The organism is Hahella sp. KA22, assembly GCF_004135205.1.
In the GTDB taxonomy this organism is placed as follows: domain Bacteria; phylum Pseudomonadota; class Gammaproteobacteria; order Pseudomonadales; family Oleiphilaceae; genus Hahella.
Genome location: NZ_CP035490.1, coordinates 1,619,283 through 1,636,045 on the forward strand (window position 1 = coordinate 1,619,283; position 16,763 = coordinate 1,636,045).

The window sequence follows — 16,763 nt, forward strand, 5'->3', positions numbered from 1 at the left end:
AGTTGCGCCAATGAGTGACGAAGAAGAGCAAAAGTGCGAATGTCCCCCCGGGCTGCCTGCCTGGATGGCGACTTTCGCCGATTTGATGTCCTTGCTGATGTGTTTCTTTGTGCTGCTGCTGTCTTTTTCCGAGATGGATGCGCTCAAGTTCAAACGTCTGGCCGGCTCCATGCGGGAAGCCTTCGGCGTGCAAGCTATCGTCAGTGTGGACAGTATCCCTAAAGGCACCAGCATCATCGCCCAGGAGTTTAGTCCTGGTAAACCTGATCCGACACCGCTGCAGACCATCATGCAGCAAACCCAGATGGACTTGCCCAACCTGGAGCAGCTCTGCGAACAGCAGGTGGCGGACGCATTAAAGGAAGAGTGTCCGAAGATAAAAGGCGAGGAACTCAGCGACATTGTGCTGGAAAAGATCAAGATGCTGGTGGAGGAGACGGAGAACGACGCCATTACACTGGCTTCCGCATTGGAAGCGGAGGTTCGTAATAATCAAGTGGAAGTGGAGACCCGGGGGCGTAAGATCGTCATTCGCGTGCAGGAAAAAGGTTCATTCAATAGCGGCTCCGCAGACTTGAATCCCGAGTTTTTTCCGGTGATAGATAAGCTGGTGGAACTGCTCAAGTCCATGGACGGGAGTATCTCCGTGGAAGGTCATTCGGACAGTATTCCCATTCATACCGCCCGGTTTCGTTCCAACTGGGATCTCTCCGCGGCGCGGGCGCTGGAAGTGGCCCATGCATTGTTTGAGTCGGGAGAGCTTGACCCCTCCCGTTTCAGCGTCGCCGGTTACGCGGACACCAAACCCCTGGCTCCGAACGATTCGGTGGAAAATCGCGCCCGCAATCGACGGGTGGAGATTATTCTGCAACAACCGCTGGATGATGAAACCAAGAAAGAAATTCAGAAGGCGAGAGATGTCGCTCCAGGCATTTTGCCCAGCGACCAATCGGAGGAATGGCAGGGCCTGGCGCCGGACGAAATATTCTGATCAGGCCGTGTGCCGAATGGTGCGCATTGGATGGGGCGAGGGCGTATCTAGAGAGAAAGATGGGAGAGAAGAGCAGGAGGCGTATGAGAGTATTGGCGTATGAGCGCGGGTGAGAATCTATGTCTGAGTTAGCTGAAAGACGTCGCTTCTTTCGAATTAGCGATACAGTGGGATTGGCGTATCGAGTATTGCAGCGCGGAGAGGCGACGGAGAAAGAGTCATCGGAATCCCACGTTAGTTCAGCCTCTTTGTTGAGTCTGGAAAATGATATTTCCAAAGCGCTGGAAAGCATGCGAGCGGCGAACGCAGGGCTGGCTCATATGCTTGAGCTGTTCAATCGTAAGATTAATTTGGCGCTTACCCTGGAAAATCGCAGCGACGGCGTATGGTCGGAACCCCGACGCGCCAAGCGGGTCAGTCTCAGCGCCTGCGGCATTGCTTTTCCGGTGGACGATCGCCTGAACGTCGGCGTGACGCTGCAACTTCACATCATCTTATATCCCAGCAATATCTCAATGTCCCTGCGTGCGCTCGTTATTGCCTGCGACAAGCCCAGAGCTGATGATGAGGACAAAGATGGCTTTGTCCTGCGGGCGGATTTCACGGACATTGAAGAACAGAATCAGGAAATCCTGATTCAACATGTTCTTAAGTGTCAGACCCGTCAGTTGCGGGAGCGGCGAGAGGAGAAGGAAAAGAAAGGCTGACTTCATTCTGATAAACGCCCTTCTCAAATGTCTTCTCCCACATCTGCGTGACGCCGTTTGCATCATGCAGCAACAGCGTACTGCTGCGGGTGCCGTAATCCTTCGAGGTAATAAAGGCGGAGGACAGCAACCGCTCTACTTCAACTCCCACGCCTGTATCTGGCAACAGATAGTCGGGCGCGGCGGCGTCATCCGCCAGTAACGCCCAGAGGTCATCCTGGTTCGGTCCGGTAATTGCAGAGGCGAATCGGCGCTTGCCGGCGGTCAACTTGGGCCAGGGCGTATTCAAAAAACCGTTGCTCAAACCGTATACGCCTGGCGTTAAGCGCTGATACTGTGGCTCCTTACGATTACTGAAATAAGCCAGGGTGGAGCCCGCGAGCATCATCAGGTTAAAACCGCCATAGGAGTGGCTGGTTGGCTCCAGGGCGGCGGCGAAATCGTCCACTGATAATTCAGACTCCAGGAAGTTTCTGACCAGAGCGCCTCGGGAAAGCTGCGCCGCTTCGCGGGGGCCGGAGCGGTGGTTGGTAATGGCGGCGAAACGGCCGTTGGTGGTCGCGCCCATCCAGGTTCCGCCTTCCTGCAAGTCGCGTCCGGCGTAAATGCGCGGGCGCTCTGGCCATTGCGTGAGAGGCTGGGTGGGGCGGGCGTAGAACTCGTCACGATTGGCGGCGACGATCAGTGGAAACCGGGAATTCGCTTGATAAGCGACAAATAGTAGGCACATAGGCTTGCTCCCAGACGTGCGTGGAATTCGAAAAGCACAGAGTCCTTAATTTATGTATCATACCACCTTCTTTATACGGGGCTCCTGGCGGAGCGGCCTGATCCTATGGGGGCGAAATGGTATTCCTGGCGTATTTGGCTTTGGGCGCGCTAGCGGGAGTGTTGGCCGGACTGTTCGGCATCGGCGGCGGATTGATTATTGTCCCTGCGTTGATTTTCAGCTTCGAACTGCAGAGCGTGGCCCCGAGCGTCGCCACGCATTTGGCCGTCGGCACATCCCTGGCGACGATTATTTTCACATCCATAAACTCGATCCGTGCGCATCATCAGAAGCAAGGGGTGAATTGGCGCGTGTTTCGTCCTATGGCGGTAGGACTGATGATTGGCGCGGTATTGGGCGCGCAGACGGCCTCTCTTATGCCGGCGGCGCAGTTGAAGCTGGTCATCGGGATATTCGCCATCACCATCGGCGTGCAAATGGCGTTGGCGCTGAAGCCCAAACCCCATAGGAGCTTGCCTGGCGATGGCGTATTAGTGGGCGTTGGCGGCGGCATCGGTTGGGCGTCCGCCATATTCGGCATTGGCGGCGGCTCCCTGTCGGTACCCTATCTGACATGGTGTAACGTGCGCATGCAGCAGGCGGTGGGCACCTCAGCCGCTTGTGGGTTGCCGATAGCGCTAATGGGCGCCGTCACTAATATCTGGGAAGGATGGGGCGAAGCGTCGCTACCGGAATACAGTCTGGGGTTCATTTATCTGCCGGCTTTGGCGGGGATCGCGATAACCAGCATGCCGTTCGCGAGTCTGGGCGCCAAATTGGCTCACCGTCTTCCCGGAGACGTGCTTAAACGAATTTTCTCAGTGCTGCTGTTTATTGTGGGCGGCCGGTTTCTATATCAAGCGTGGGGACAATTGTGACAGAACGTTGGTTTGACTATCCGAATATTGACCCGGTGGCTTTTTCCGTTGGGCCGCTGAGTGTGCATTGGTATGGCTTGATGTATCTGCTGGGCTTCGCCGCGGCCTGGATGCTGGGTAAACACCGTTCGCATCAGCCCCATGCGCCTATGCAGGAGCAGCAAGTGGCGGACCTGATTTTCTGGTGCGCGCTTGGCGTCGTGTTGGGTGGACGCGTTGGCTATGTCATTTTCTATAACTTTGAACAGTTTCTGGATGATCCCATCTGGTTGTTTGAAGTCTGGACCGGAGGCATGTCATTCCACGGTGGGCTGATCGGCGTAATTATCGCTATGTGGGCCTATGGTCGCTCATTAGGACTCTCATTTTTTCAGGTGGCGGACTTTGTCGCGCCGCTGGTGCCAATTGGATTGGGTGCAGGGCGTCTGGGCAACTTTATCGGCGGCGAACTCTGGGGCAGAGCGACGGATGTTCCCTGGGCCATGGTGTTTCCACGTGATCCGACGCATCTGGCGCGCCACCCCTCACAGCTATATCAGTTCGCCCTGGAAGGCGTCGCCCTGTTCTTGATCCTATGGTTCTATTCCGCTAAACCCCGCCCGCGCATGACCGTCTCCGGCCTGTTCCTGCTGTGTTACGGTTGTTTCCGCTTCCTGGTGGAATTTGTACGCGAGCCCGATGCGCAGTTAGGCTATCTGGCGTGGGGCTGGCTGACCATGGGGCAGGTTTTATCAACTCCGATGATTGTAATTGGGGTGGCTTTCATTATTTATGGCCGCACCGTGTATGGGGCGGAAGCAAAAGCGGCGCGGAGTTAGTAGACGTCATATGAAACAGTATCTCGACATGATGCGCCATGTGCGCGAGCAAGGGGCCGTTAAAACTGACCGTACCGGCACCGGCACCCGTAGCGTATTCGGTTATCAGATGCGCTTCGATTTGCAGCAGGGCTTTCCCCTGGTGACCACCAAGAAGTTGCATTTGCGCTCGATCATTTATGAATTGCTGTGGTTTCTGAATGGCGACACCAATATCAAATATCTGAAGGACAATGGCGTCAGAATCTGGGACGAGTGGGCGGATGAAAGCGGTGGCCTGGGGCCTGTTTATGGCTACCAGTGGCGCAGCTGGCCCGCGCCGAATGGCGAGCATATCGATCAGATTTCCAATGTGCTGGCGCAGATCAAAAGCAATCCGGACTCCCGTCGTCATATGGTGGTGGCGTATAACCCCGCGTTTGTGGATCAGATGGCGCTGCCTCCCTGTCACGCCATGTTTCAGTTCTATGTGGCGGAAGGACGCTTATCCTGCCAGTTGTACCAGCGCAGTGCTGATATTTTCCTAGGCGTGCCTTTTAATATCGCCAGCTATGCGCTGCTGACGCATATGTTTGCGCAGCAATGCGACCTGGAGGTAGGAGATTTCATCTGGACCGGCGGCGACGTGCACCTGTACAACAATCATCTGGATCAGGCGGATGAGCAACTAAACCGTGAACCGCGTCCGCTGCCAAAATTGCAGATTCGTCGCAAGCCGGCGTCGCTGTTTGACTATGAGTTTGAAGATTTTGAGATTACGGGATACGACCCGCACCCTCATATTAAAGCGCCGGTAGCAGTGTAAGGAGCGAAGATATGAGCGCAGTTTTATCAATCGTTGTCGCCCGCGCGGAGAATGGCGCTATTGGCGTGGAAAATACGTTGCCCTGGCGTTTATCCAATGACCTGCAGTATTTCAAGCGAGTCACCATGGGCAAGCCGATTATTATGGGACGCAAGACCTTCGATTCGATTGGGCGTCCGCTGCCGGGCAGAACCAACATTGTGGTGACCCGTAATAAAGACTGGCGTCACGATGGCGTCAGCGTGGCTCACTCTCTGGATGAGGCGGTATCTCTGGCGGGACGGGAGCAGACAGACGAGGTTATGCTGATTGGCGGCGCCGAGCTGTATCGGCAGGGGCTGGCGGCGGCGCAGCGTGTTTATCTGACGGAGGTGAAGACTTCCGTGCAGGGCGATGCGTTTTTCCCGGAGCTTGACCCCGCTGACTGGCGTGAAACGTCTCGCGATTCGCACCCGGCGGATGAGAAAAATCAATATCCCCATGACTTTGTCGTCTTTGAGCGTTCATAACGCCTCACTCTCCATGCTCCCCATCGATCACATTATCCCTGGGCTTCTAACCACTCTGGAAGCTCACTCCACGGTACTTTTGCAGGCCCCGCCAGGGGCAGGTAAGACTACTCGGGTTCCCTTGGCGCTACTGGGTTCGCCTTGGCGCGACGACCGTAAAATTCTGATGCTGGAGCCGCGCCGGTTGGCGGCGCGCTCCGCCGCTCGCTTTATGGCGAAGCAACTGGGAGAGCCGGTTGGGCGTCGGGTTGGTTATCGCACTCGCCAAGACACCAAAGTCTCCGCCGATACTCGTATTGAAGTGGTGACGGAAGGCATTTTGACCCGCCTGATTCAATCTGATCCCGCCCTGGAAGACTATGCAGCAGTGCTGTTCGACGAATTTCACGAGCGTTCTCTGCAGGCGGACCTGGGGTTGGCTTTGGTGCGTGAGAGCCAACAGGCGCTGCGGGAAGATTTGCGAGTGCTGGTCATGTCCGCAACCCTGGATACCGCGCCTCTGGCCAAGCTGCTGGAAAATGCGCCAGTGCTGACCAGCGAAGGGCGCGCCTATCCCGTGGAAGTGCGCTATCGCCCCTCGCAGCGGGAGCAGCGACCAGTTGAGAAAACGGTTGCGGTGGTGCGAGAGGCGCTGGCGGAAGAAAGCGGCTCGCTGCTGGTGTTTTTGCCCGGCGTGGGCGAGATTCGACGAGTCCATGACGCCTTGGCGGAGTACTTGCCAAACGGGGTGCGATTAGCGCCTTTGTACGGCAACCTCAAAGCGGAAGAGCAGGATCAGGCGATTCTGCCTTGCGTGGATGGGGAACGAAAAGTGGTTCTCGCTACGGCCATAGCCGAAACCAGTTTGACTATTGAAGGCGTGCGGGTGGTAATTGACGCAGGCCTGCAGCGTCGCGCGGTCTTTGACGCCAATAGCGGCATGACCCGCCTCACAACGGGCAGAGTGTCGAAAGCGTCAGCAGAGCAGCGCAAAGGGCGCGCCGGCAGGCTGGAGCCCGGCGTATGCTATCGTCTCTGGTCGGAGACGGAGCAGCAGGGGCTGGCCCCTTTTACCCCGGCGGAAATACTGGAAGCGGATTTGGCTCCCTTGGTGCTGGAGCTGGCGCAATGGGGCGTGCGTCAGCCACAGGACTTAGTCTGGCTTGATTTACCACCGAAGGCGCACTGGCGGCAGGCGGTCGACATGCTGCGCTGGTTGGACGCGCTGGATGAGAGTGGCGCAATTACTTCTCACGGAGAAAGCCTGCGTGAGTTCGGCGTACACCCCCGTTTGGCGCATATGGTAGTGAAGGGGAAAGCGATAGGCGCGCCAGTCCTGGCGGCTGAAATCGCCGCGCTTTTGGGAGCGCGCGATCTGCTGGGGCGTGATGCCGGCGCAGATCTACAACAGCGTGTGCGGGCCCTGCGCGGGGAATACAAAGGCGCCGGACTGGATCGGCGACGCCTGGAAAGCGTGCGTCAGGACGCGCGCAAGCTTATCGACGGCACAGCCTCTGACGAGCTGGGAATGGATGCGGTCGGCCGCCTACTCGCATTGGCTTACCCAGACCGCATCGCCCGGCGGCGCGCTGGCTCAAATCCCCGTTACCAGCTCAGTAATGGACGCGGTGCGGCGCTGGCGGAAGAAGACCCCCTGGGGCGAGAGACCTGGCTGGTGGCGGCCGATCTTGATGGACAAGCGCGGGAGTCTCGAATTTACTTGGCGGCGGCGCTGAGCCCTGGTGATTTTGAGTTGGATTTGAGCGCTCATATCGTCACGGAAGATCAGGCGGATTGGGATGATCAGCGCGGCACGGTGGTGGCGCGTCGAGTCAAACGGCTGGGCGCGCTGATTCTGCAAGAACGGCCGGTTGCGGTGAGTCCGGAGCTGGTCCGGGAAGCGCTGTTGAACGCTGTACGCAGCAAAGGCCTGGACAGCCTGCCGTGGAGCGATGTCGCGCGGCAGTGGCGCGCCCGAGTGGCTTTAATGCGTAGGCAACAACCGGACGCATGGCCGGAGTTGAGTGATGCCGCCTTGCTGGCGGATCTGGAAAACTGGCTCGGTCCTTTCCTCAATGGCGTATCCAACTGGGCGGGTCTGCAAAAACTGGATTTGCTGTCAGCCCTGAAAACATTGATTGACTACGCGGCGCAACAAACTCTCGACACGCAGGCGCCGGTTGCGTTGACAATCCCAACGGGGCAAAAAGTGACGCTGGATTATCTGGCGGAGAGCGGTCCTGTGCTTGCGGCCAAACTACAGGCGCTGTTCGGTTGGACAGAAACGCCGCGGGTGGCCGGAGGGCGAGTTCCTGTGGTGATTCACTTATTGTCGCCTTCGCAAAGGCCGCTGGCGGTGACCAGTGATCTAGCCAGCTTCTGGCGCAATAGTTATCCGGATGTACGTAAAGACATGCGCGGCCGTTACCCCAAACACCCCTGGCCGGAAGACCCGTTGACGGCGGAAGCCAAGCAGGGAACCAAGAAGCAGCAGTTCTGAAAGGTTGAGCAACCAAGGACGCGTTAGTTGGGGGGGGCGTTGTTTTAGACGCGCCGTCAATGTGAAGCCAGCGCGGAGGCTGGCTCCGCACTGGTAGGGCGATATCAGACCTGAACTTCTACAGATTACTTAAGTAGCTCTTTATCACGCACGGCGCCTTTATCGGCGGACGTCGCCAGCAGTGCGTAGGCTTTCAGTGCCGTAGTCACTTTACGCGGACGTGGTTGCGCAGGCTTCCAGGCGTCGGCGCCTTTGGCTTCCATCGCCTGACGGCGCTCGTTGAGCTGCTCTGGCGTCAGACTGACGTTGATGCCGCGGTTGGGAATATCAATGATAATTTCATCGCCTTCCTCGATCAGTCCGATAGCGCCGCCCGCCGCCGCTTCCGGAGAGCAATGGCCGATGGACAGACCGGAGGTGCCGCCGGAGAAGCGTCCGTCAGTGAGCAGGGCGCAGGCTTTGCCAAGCCCCTTGGATTTCAGGTAACTGGTGGGATACAGCATTTCCTGCATGCCCGGACCGCCTTTGGGACCTTCGTAGCGAATGATCACCACGTCGCCTTCTTTCACTTGATCGTTCAGGATGCCTTTTACGGCGTCGTCCTGGCTTTCGAAGATTCTGGCTTTGCCTTTGAACAGCAGAATGCTTTCATCGACGCCCGCGGTTTTTACGATACAGCCGTCTTCAGCGATGTTGCCGTACAGCACCGCCAGGCCGCCTTGTTGACTGAACGCATGCTCTGCGCTGCGGATACAGCCATTCTCACGATCCAGATCCAGCGATGACCAGCGTGTAGACTGGCTAAAGGCCTGCTGGGTAGGGATGCCCGCCGGACCGGCTTTAAAGAACTTGTGCAGTTCCGGATCGTTGTTGCGCATGACATCCCATGCATCCAGCGCGTCTTTCATGGTGTCGCTGTGGACCGTGGGAACGTCGGTATGCAGCAGTCCAGCGCGATCCAGCTCACCCAGAATCGCCATGATGCCGCCGGCGCGATGCACGTCTTCGATATGATATTTGGGCGTGTTGGGGGCGACCTTACAGAACTGGCCGACTTTCCGCGACAGTTGGTCGATGTGGGTCATGCTGAAATCCACTTCGGCTTCCTGAGCCGCCGCCAGCAGATGCAGAATGGTGTTCGTGGAGCCGCCCATGGCGATATCCAGGGTCATGGCGTTTTCAAAAGCCTTGAAGCTGGCGATGGAGCGCGGCAATACGGAAGTGTCTTCGTCTTGATAGTAGCGTTTGGTCAAGTCGACGATGCGGCGCGCTGCGTTCAGGAACAGCTGTTCACGATCGGAGTGAGTCGCCAACGTGGTGCCGTTGCCGGGCAGTGACAGGCCGATAGCTTCAGTCAGACAGTTCATGGAGTTCGCCGTGAACATGCCGGAACAGGAGCCGCAAGTCGGGCAAGCGGAACGTTCGTATTCTTCGGTCAATTCATCGGACGCGCTGGAGTCCGCGGCGATGACCATGGCGTCCACTAAGTCCAGTTTGTGCTCGGACAATTTGGTTTTACCGGCTTCCATCGGGCCGCCGGAGACGAAAATAGCTGGAATATTCAGGCGTAGCGCCGCCATCAGCATTCCGGGAGTGATCTTGTCGCAGTTGGAGATGCACACTAAGGCGTCGGCGCAATGCGCATTAGCCATATATTCCACAGAGTCGGCGATGATTTCCCGGGAGGGCAGGCTGTATAGCATGCCGTCATGTCCCATGGCGATGCCGTCATCCACCGCGATGGTGTTGAACTCTTTCGCAACGCCGCCGGCGGCTTCAATCTCCCGGCACACCAGTTGGCCCAGGTCTTTCAAATGAACATGCCCAGGAACGAACTGAGTAAAAGAGTTCACTACGGCGATAATGGGTTTGGAAAAGTCTTCGGTCTTCATACCGGTGGCGCGCCAAAGAGCGCGAGCCCCAGCCATATTACGGCCTTTGGTAGTGGTACTGGAGCGGTATTCGGGCATGGTTATACTCCGTGGTTATTAAAACAGCTAACGAAAAGCACTCATCGGCTACAGGATAGCAAACTTGCCTGACCCCATAAATTCTTTTGCCGATCCGGGTCGCCGCATCTTGGATATAGGTCTAGACTTGCTACTGTAGAGTGTGAGCCAACCGGAATGCGCCTCCCATGTCATCAGAATCCCTTGATCAGGCAAGCTCGGACTTGTCGCGACTGAAGCACTTTTCTCTACTGGCCAAGCTGTCCGACCCGCAGTTGGTGGTTTTGTCCTCGCGAGCGGATTATCGGCGCTACTCCAAAGGCGCCAAGATTCTCGATTTGGGAAGTCAGGACAGCTACGACTACTTTTTGCTGGAAGGCGAAGTGGCGTTGACGGCGGAAGATGGACGTACGGCGCTGATCGCCGCTGCGTCGCAGGCGGCGCGCCAACCCGTCGCGCATTTGCAACCGCGCCGCTATGAGGTCAAAGCGAAGTCGCCCTGTGTGATGCTGGTGGTGGATCAGCCGACCCTGACCCGCATGCTGAAGGACGCGCCGCTGGATTACCAGATTGGCGAAGGCGTGTCGCAGGTGGACCGCACGGAGCATCCGGCTTATTCGTTGATCACCTCATTTTACCAGGACTTGAATGCGCATCGGCTGACCTTGCCCAGTCTGCCTGATATGGCGATGCGTATTCGTCATGTCACAGAACAACCCAACTTTCACCTCAACGATATCTCCAAAGTGATCGTGCGCGATCCTGTGCTGACGGCGAAATTGATTCGCTCCGCCAACAGCCCTTTGTACCGGGGCTTCAAAGAAATTGAGTGCTGTGAGGACGCAGTGGTGCGCTTAGGGCTGGACACCACGCGGCAACTGATTACGATTTTCACGCTGCGGGAAATCTTCCGCAGCAAGAACGCCATGCTGCAAAAACGCATGACTAAGCTCTGGCGACACTCCTCCGATGTGGGGGCGATTTCGTTTGTGCTGGCGCGCATGACGCCGGGCATCAAGCCGGAGCAGGCGTTACTGGCGGGTATTCTCCATGACATCGGCGTGGTGCCGGTGATCATGTATGCGGAAGAACATCCGGCGTTGCGGACTCACGAGGACATGCTGGAGAGCCTGATTATGGAGCTGCGGCAGGAAATCGGCTGCGCCTTGCTTGAGAACTGGGAGTTTCCTGACGCCTTCGTAGCGGCGGCGCGTCATGCCGAAGACTACATGTACGATTCCGGCCAGGAAACGCCCACCTATGCGGACCTGGTGATCGTAGCGCAGATACACTCATACATTGGCAAGCCGGAACACGGCGTCATACCGCCCTTGGATCAGGTCCCCGCCTTCCACAAATTAGCCCTGGGTGAATTATCGCCGCAGCGTAGCCTGCAGGTGCTGCAAATGGCGGAAGAAGAAATCAACAGCGTGCGGCGTTTGCTGACGGACTAAACGTCCGGCGTTTCTTGCGGGTCAGGGCCTTCCGCCCCATCGGAACGACCGTTGTTTTTGACGCTAACTTCCTCCGCTAATACAGTCATGTGGCGCTCCAGCCGCTCCATCTTCATTTCCAGATCATTCAGCTTGTTAAGAATTTCCAGGTCACGGCGTACTTGATCCTTTTCGTCCTGGGAAACAAAAAAGGCGGAAAAACCCGCTGTCAGTAATGAAAATAACGCCATGCCAAGAAGAATCAAAAAGGAGGCGAACAGCCTGCCGATGGTGCTGGTCGGCACGATGTCGCCATAGCCGACCGTCGTCACCGTCACCCAGGCCCACCAGACTCCATCCCAGGGCGTTTCAATGGCCGGGTCCAGTCCTGCGATGATAAACCCGGCCATGACAATGACAATAAAACCGATAAACAGCGTGTTGCCCAGATTGTGACGGGATAGAAGGCGTCGCGCGGTGCCGGAAATCTGCAGCAACAGGCTGAACATAACCAGCAAGCGCAGGGTGCGTAACGCGCCAGCCAGCGGCGAGAACCACCAGATCAGCGGGCAGCCGAACAGAATGATGATCAGGTTGACCCAATTATTGCGCAGGTAATAGGTTTTATTGTTCACCAGCGCAGTGAGCAGGAGGGTCTCCACAATAAAGAACAGCCAGATCAGCCAGTCCGTGATAAGCAGGGCGTCGCCGGATAACTCATCGTTGGCCTGTAAATACCACTCGATAATGATCCAGATCGCCAGCAGCATCATTGGCCACTCCAAAATCTGTCCCCAGAATCGGGCGCGTGAATTCTCGGTGGCGGATACGCCGGCCAGGCCGGTGACGATAGGGAGGCGATCGGATAAAGACATATTGGACTTGGGTTAACTCTGCCTGGTGCGTTGTTTTCATGATTATGAAACAAATATAGCCAGCGTGGCGACGCAAGTCAGGGCCTTTTGTTTCAGTAACTTGCCATTTCACATAGGCGGTCTAATATCTGAGATTAGGCCGCTTTGACGCGTAAGGAGCGACGCAAGGCGAACAGACAGGCGCTGTTCCCCGGCTTAACGGGGTGGATACTGCGATAATGACGAAAGAGTTCCCTATATTTCCGCTGAATTCCGTGTTGTGCCCAAAAGGGCGGTTGCCGCTGCAGATTTTCGAACAGCGTTATCTGTCCATGATCAGCCGTTGTCTGAAATCCCACGAAGGGTTCGTCATTGTGCTGATCAAAGACGGCAAGGAGGCGAGTGGAGAATGTACTTTCTTTGACGTTGGCTCCTACGCAAGGGTCGTCGATTTCCAACAGCTGCCTAACGGCTTTTTGGGCATCACCGTGGAAGGCGAGTGCAAGGTGAGCATTTCCCATGCCCACCGACAAAGCGATGGACTGTATGTGGCGAAAGTCGAAGCGTTAGGTTTGGAGACGCCGACGGAAACCCCTGAACAATACTCTGAGCTGGCGGATCTTCTAGGGGATCTTTTGCGTCATCCAGTGATACAGGCGCTGGGCATGAGCGTGGACTTTCAAGACGCCCGCGACGTGGGGTGGCGCTTGGTGGAGCTGTTGCCGCTGGCGATGGAGGATAAACAGTATCTGTTGACCCTTGACGATCCCATCTATCGGCTTGAGCAAATTCGCTACCTTATTCACGCGTTGGCGGAGTAGCCCTGGGCGTCTTTTGTCTCTGTCTTATCTCTGTTTTATTTTTGCATTTGAATACTGACGGCTTCTGGCATGGTCCAGCCAAGATAGGCGCACGCCGCGAGAACAAATCCAAATAACAGCACATAACGCCAGCTGCCCCGCCACATTGGGGTCCTGTCGAAATGGCTCTGCGCCACCCGTGCGAAGCCACAGACTGTCAGTCCCAGTAAGGCTCCGCCGACGACATCCGAAAACCAATGCACGCCCAGGTATAGACGGCTGAACGCCACCAGCAAGGCGGCCATCGCGCCGGAAATATAGATCGGCCAGCGTCGTGGTGGACTGAACTCCCGCGCCAGCATTGATGTCGCTAATCCGTAGACAAGGACTGCGCCGCTGGTATGGCCGCTTGGGTAGGCGAAAGACTCCGGCGCCAGCAATGCCTCCGGTCGCGCAACTTGCAGCCAGTGTTTCAGTCCGGTGGTGGCGGCGTGAGTGACCAAACCAGCGCCGACGCAACCCAGCATCAGGCGCAGATTTTTCTGCAACAGTAATAAGAGGCCGAAGAATCCGAAGGCGATATATAGAAATGTAGGGTCGCCCAGTAGCGTCATGCCTATGAAGAGATAATCCAGAATAGGCGTGTGCAGGCGCTGCATGTTCTCTGCGACCCAGGCGTTCAGATGGGACACCGCGTCAGAATTCATCACCAGCAACGTCCACAGAATGAAAAGCAACAATGCGCAGGAACCCAGTAAAAAGGAGCTGATGGGATATTCTTTGACGCCGTCGCGAAGGCTGTAACTATTGGACCACAAACGGCTGACTCCTGGACGCCTGGCGCCGAAACGGAGCAAGGAGCGGTAAAGTTTGCCGCTGGGGCGCAGTTGATAATGAAACTGGGTGAACAAACTGGCCAGACTCACCAGTACGAGGATGACGACGGTTAATGCCGGGTAGAAATGCGGAGGCAGTGGCGCGCGCGTATCAATAGCGGCGCCGACCAGAAAACCGGGGACGACGTAAAAGGGCGCCCAGGCCAGAGCGGACAGCAGATTAAAGGTGAAAAAGCGGCGCGCGCTCATATTGAGCATCCCCGCCACCAGAGGAATGACTGGACGAACAGGGCCAATGAAGCGCCCGATGATAACGCTTTTACCGCCATGGCGTTGGAAGAAGCTTTCCCCTTGCGTCAGCAGGTCAGGGTATTTCGACAAAGGCCACAACCCGCGAACGCGTACATCCAGATATTTACCCAGATAGAAACTCAGGCCATCGCCAAGGACTGCGCCGAGGAAGGCCGCGATGATCGTCCATTGCAACGCCAGCGCGCCGCCGCCGCAAATTGCTGCGAGGCCAAACAGCAATACGACTCCGGGAATGATAATGCCGGCGATGGCCAGGGATTCCAGAAACGCCACCAGGAATACGGCGATGGCTAACCAGTCAGGATGTTGTTGCACCCAAATAAGAAGAGAGTTCGGAGACACAGTGTTTCCTTTGCAACGGATCTATTGACGCCTCATCCTGTGGTAAGACTTTTCAGGAAAGCGCTTTTCGGCGGGCTATTTTAAGCTGCAGGCGGCCGTTTTTCTAACTTTCCGCCCTGAAAGACTGGTAATGTTTGGCTTCAATGCAAACGTACTCAACAGGTGAGAATAAGGGGCGGTGAGTTAATCGCCAGACGGCGACAGGAGCCTGAATCGCTCCTGTTATTTGGATTTGCTCAGCACCACGCGGTTATGGCCAGACTGTTGGGCCTGTTTCAAGGCGGTCAACGCACGGTCTGTAAGCGCCTGATCATCCGTTTCGCCGGATTTGCGCGTCAGGCAGCCTACGCTGACGGTGAGGCTGTCGATGATTGGCCAAGTGCGTTCCTCCACACTGCGGCGCAAACGCTCCGCAATCACCAGCAACCCTTCTTCCGGCGTCATCGGCAGCATGATGAAAAAGCGGCCGTTATCGACGTAATAGATGCTGTCGCCGGCCCGGGTCATTTGCAGGAGCTGGGCGCCGAATTGAGAAAGCAGTTCATTGATGAAATTCGGCCCTTGCACTTCCCGTTGCTGATCGAAAAAGTCGACCTCCAGTACAACCAGAGACAAGGGATGAGATGTGGCCTCTGAGCGAGAAATTTCCTGCTTGAGTGAGAACTCCAAATGCTTTTGGTTATAGGCCCCGGTGAGTGGGTCTTTGATGGATGCATGCACCAGAAAGCGCGATTTATGGTGATACAGGTAGGCGTAGACGCCGGCCAGCCCGACTAACAGCGCATAACTGGTGGCGAAACGTAGCGTGCTATAGAAAGAGTCGCTGTATGACAGGGCGACGCTGCTGATAAGCAGGGTGACGATGTTGAAAGTAAACGCGGGACGCAGGGGTAGAAGCAGAAAGCTGAACAGCCCGATGCCGTAAAGCCAATGCACAATCGCTTTTTGGCCTCCGCTTAGCTGCAAAGCGACAACCACGAGCATGACGGTCAGCACTGCGAGATGGCCGCCGTAGGCGTTCAGGTCGCTGCGTCGAGCCCAGGCGTAGATAGCGCCGAACAGCATTGCCGGCGCCAGCAGAATGCTCATGTAAAACAGGTCATACAGGCCGTAGCGCACATTTTGCACGGACATGAACAGCAGCAGGAACAGCGTCGCCAGATATAAAGCGATGCGCGTACGGGTGCGTAGATAGGACTCAGCCAGCAAGAGTCGCCCCTCCTTCGGATTCCATTTCCAGGAATTCAGTCTGTTGATTCGCGCCTTTGTTACGTGCGAATGTGAGCGCGCGGCGAGCGTTGGCGATTAGGGTTTCCGGAGTATCGCCCACATTCAGCGTCGCCAGCCCCAGGCTAACGGTGACCGTGATTTCGCGCGTGCTCAGCGCCTGCTTGGCTTTCACCCTCAGCTGTGACGCCTTCTTCGCCGCCTCTCTGGAGTTGCAGTGAGGCAGCAGAATAATGAAGTCTACGTTTTCATAGCGGTAATAGCTGTCGAACAGCCGTAGATTCTCGTGCAACATACGCCCCAGCCTGTGCAGGATGTGGTCTTTATCATCTGCGGAAGCGTGCTCCAGTGAGTTGCTGTCGATACTCAACGCCAGAATGGACAAGTCGGTGCCTTCCCGCTCGCTGCGCTGAATTTCCTTGTCGAGGTCTTGCGTCAGATATTCGCGGGTGGAAGCCAGGGTAAGGTTATCGGTGCGACGTAATGGTTTGAGCTGCTGCTCTTTGATCTCACGCAGATACACAAAAGCCAGAGACATCGCCAGGCTTAATAGATAGATGAAGAAGATCTGCACTTTTTCCGGCCCTTGATAGTAGCCGATAAGCGCCAGCGCCAGCGCGATGGAGTAAGCGGAAGTGACGATAGTCGCCACTTGAATCCGGTAAATCAGAAAGGCGATCAACGGCACAATGTAGCACCATTGTTCGGCGGTGCCCGGGTAGCGCACCATGGCCGCCAGAGTGACGAGCACCAGAAATACCACTATCACATGAGACAACCATAATGGAGCTGGCTGCTCTCCATGGCGTTGATTGAGCTTACCGTTAGCTAGCAGCAGGCCAGCGAATACGCCGGAGACGCCAGCCATCAACCACTCTGCGAAAAGGGCGGCGCCCAGCGCCAGAAGTGCGGCGACCACCGCCGCGAGAGAATAAGCTTTACTGCGCAGTTGGTTGTTTAGCTCAACGGGCGTCATGTTGTTTTATGTTATGCATCGGGGATTTGAGTATAAGTTGTCAGTATTATTCAGCATTTGCTGATGTATAATAGCCAG

Annotated in this window: 15 protein-coding genes; 9 read left to right on the forward strand and 6 right to left on the reverse strand. The window is 56.4% G+C overall.

Annotation, left to right across the window (positions count from 1 at the left end):
- Positions 1 to 10: 10 nt before the first annotated feature.
- Both EUZ85_RS07210 and EUZ85_RS07215 read left to right on the forward strand, forming a co-directional pair.
- Positions 11 to 991: a flagellar motor protein MotB gene (locus EUZ85_RS07210; protein WP_127968654.1), complete on the forward strand. Its 981-nt coding sequence runs from the start codon at positions 11 to 13 to the stop codon at positions 989 to 991.
- 119 nt (positions 992 to 1,110) lie between these two features.
- A complete protein-coding gene (locus tag EUZ85_RS07215) occupies positions 1,111 to 1,698 on the forward strand; it encodes a PilZ domain-containing protein (protein ID WP_127968655.1) in 588 nt (195 codons plus the stop codon).
- Here the strand turns inward: EUZ85_RS07215 and EUZ85_RS07220 are convergent.
- Positions 1,640 to 2,428 (reverse strand): NRDE family protein, encoded by a 789-nt coding sequence (locus EUZ85_RS07220; protein WP_127968656.1) that lies wholly within the window; start codon positions 2,426 to 2,428, stop codon positions 1,640 to 1,642. The genes EUZ85_RS07215 and EUZ85_RS07220 overlap by 59 nt on opposite strands.
- A 116-nt stretch (positions 2,429 to 2,544) precedes the next feature.
- Between EUZ85_RS07220 and EUZ85_RS07225 the strand changes: the two genes are divergently transcribed.
- Genes EUZ85_RS07225 through hrpB form a run of 5 tightly spaced genes read left to right on the forward strand, consistent with a single transcriptional unit; the run spans position 2,545 to position 7,956 of the window.
- A complete protein-coding gene (locus tag EUZ85_RS07225) occupies positions 2,545 to 3,345 on the forward strand; it encodes a sulfite exporter TauE/SafE family protein (protein ID WP_127968657.1) in 801 nt (266 codons plus the stop codon).
- Positions 3,342 to 4,163: a prolipoprotein diacylglyceryl transferase gene (gene lgt, locus EUZ85_RS07230; RefSeq protein ID WP_127968658.1), complete on the forward strand. Its 822-nt coding sequence runs from the start codon at positions 3,342 to 3,344 to the stop codon at positions 4,161 to 4,163. Before EUZ85_RS07225 ends, lgt begins: the two co-directional genes overlap by 4 nt.
- 10 nt (positions 4,164 to 4,173) lie before the next feature.
- Positions 4,174 to 4,968: a thymidylate synthase gene (gene thyA, locus EUZ85_RS07235; protein WP_127968659.1), complete on the forward strand. Its 795-nt coding sequence runs from the start codon at positions 4,174 to 4,176 to the stop codon at positions 4,966 to 4,968.
- 11 nt (positions 4,969 to 4,979) lie between these two features.
- Complete coding sequence (locus EUZ85_RS07240) at positions 4,980 to 5,477, forward strand: dihydrofolate reductase (protein ID WP_127968660.1); 498 nt, start codon at positions 4,980 to 4,982, stop codon at positions 5,475 to 5,477.
- Positions 5,428 to 7,956, forward strand: a complete 2,529-nt coding sequence (hrpB, locus tag EUZ85_RS07245; protein ID WP_241566980.1) for an ATP-dependent helicase HrpB — start codon at positions 5,428 to 5,430, stop codon at positions 7,954 to 7,956. The genes EUZ85_RS07240 and hrpB overlap by 50 nt, the downstream gene beginning before the upstream one ends.
- Positions 7,957 to 8,081: 125 nt before the next feature.
- Here the strand turns inward: hrpB and ilvD are convergent, their stop codons facing one another.
- Complete coding sequence (gene ilvD, locus EUZ85_RS07250) at positions 8,082 to 9,926, reverse strand: dihydroxy-acid dehydratase (RefSeq protein ID WP_127968661.1); 1,845 nt, start codon at positions 9,924 to 9,926, stop codon at positions 8,082 to 8,084.
- Positions 9,927 to 10,093: 167 nt separating this feature from the next.
- On the opposite strand from ilvD, the gene EUZ85_RS07255 reads away from it, so the two are divergent.
- Positions 10,094 to 11,359 carry an HDOD domain-containing protein gene (locus EUZ85_RS07255; RefSeq protein WP_127968662.1) on the forward strand — a complete coding sequence of 422 codons (1,266 nt, stop codon included), beginning with the start codon at positions 10,094 to 10,096 and terminating at the stop codon, positions 11,357 to 11,359.
- Here EUZ85_RS07255 and EUZ85_RS07260 read toward each other — a convergent pair.
- Positions 11,356 to 12,213, reverse strand: a complete 858-nt coding sequence (locus tag EUZ85_RS07260; RefSeq protein WP_127968663.1) for a potassium channel family protein — start codon at positions 12,211 to 12,213, stop codon at positions 11,356 to 11,358. The two genes, EUZ85_RS07255 and EUZ85_RS07260, sit on opposite strands and share 4 nt — an antisense overlap.
- Positions 12,214 to 12,431: 218 nt before the next feature.
- Between EUZ85_RS07260 and EUZ85_RS07265 the strand changes: the two genes are divergently transcribed.
- Complete coding sequence (locus tag EUZ85_RS07265; protein ID WP_127968664.1) at positions 12,432 to 13,013, forward strand: LON peptidase substrate-binding domain-containing protein; 582 nt, start codon at positions 12,432 to 12,434, stop codon at positions 13,011 to 13,013.
- A 35-nt stretch (positions 13,014 to 13,048) separates the two neighbouring features.
- Here the strand turns inward: EUZ85_RS07265 and EUZ85_RS07270 are convergent, their stop codons facing one another.
- From EUZ85_RS07270 to EUZ85_RS07280, 3 genes are all read right to left on the reverse strand, one after another.
- Positions 13,049 to 14,482, reverse strand: coding sequence for a bifunctional DedA family/phosphatase PAP2 family protein (locus tag EUZ85_RS07270; RefSeq protein WP_127968665.1), 1,434 nt, complete (start codon positions 14,480 to 14,482; stop codon positions 13,049 to 13,051).
- Positions 14,483 to 14,704: 222 nt separating this feature from the next.
- Positions 14,705 to 15,691 carry a GGDEF domain-containing protein gene (locus EUZ85_RS07275; RefSeq protein ID WP_127968666.1) on the reverse strand — a complete coding sequence of 329 codons (987 nt, stop codon included), beginning with the start codon at positions 15,689 to 15,691 and terminating at the stop codon, positions 14,705 to 14,707.
- Positions 15,681 to 16,685 carry a GGDEF domain-containing protein gene (locus EUZ85_RS07280; protein ID WP_127968667.1) on the reverse strand — a complete coding sequence of 335 codons (1,005 nt, stop codon included), beginning with the start codon at positions 16,683 to 16,685 and terminating at the stop codon, positions 15,681 to 15,683. Before EUZ85_RS07280 ends, EUZ85_RS07275 begins: the two co-directional genes overlap by 11 nt.
- Positions 16,686 to 16,763 lie beyond the last annotated feature (78 nt).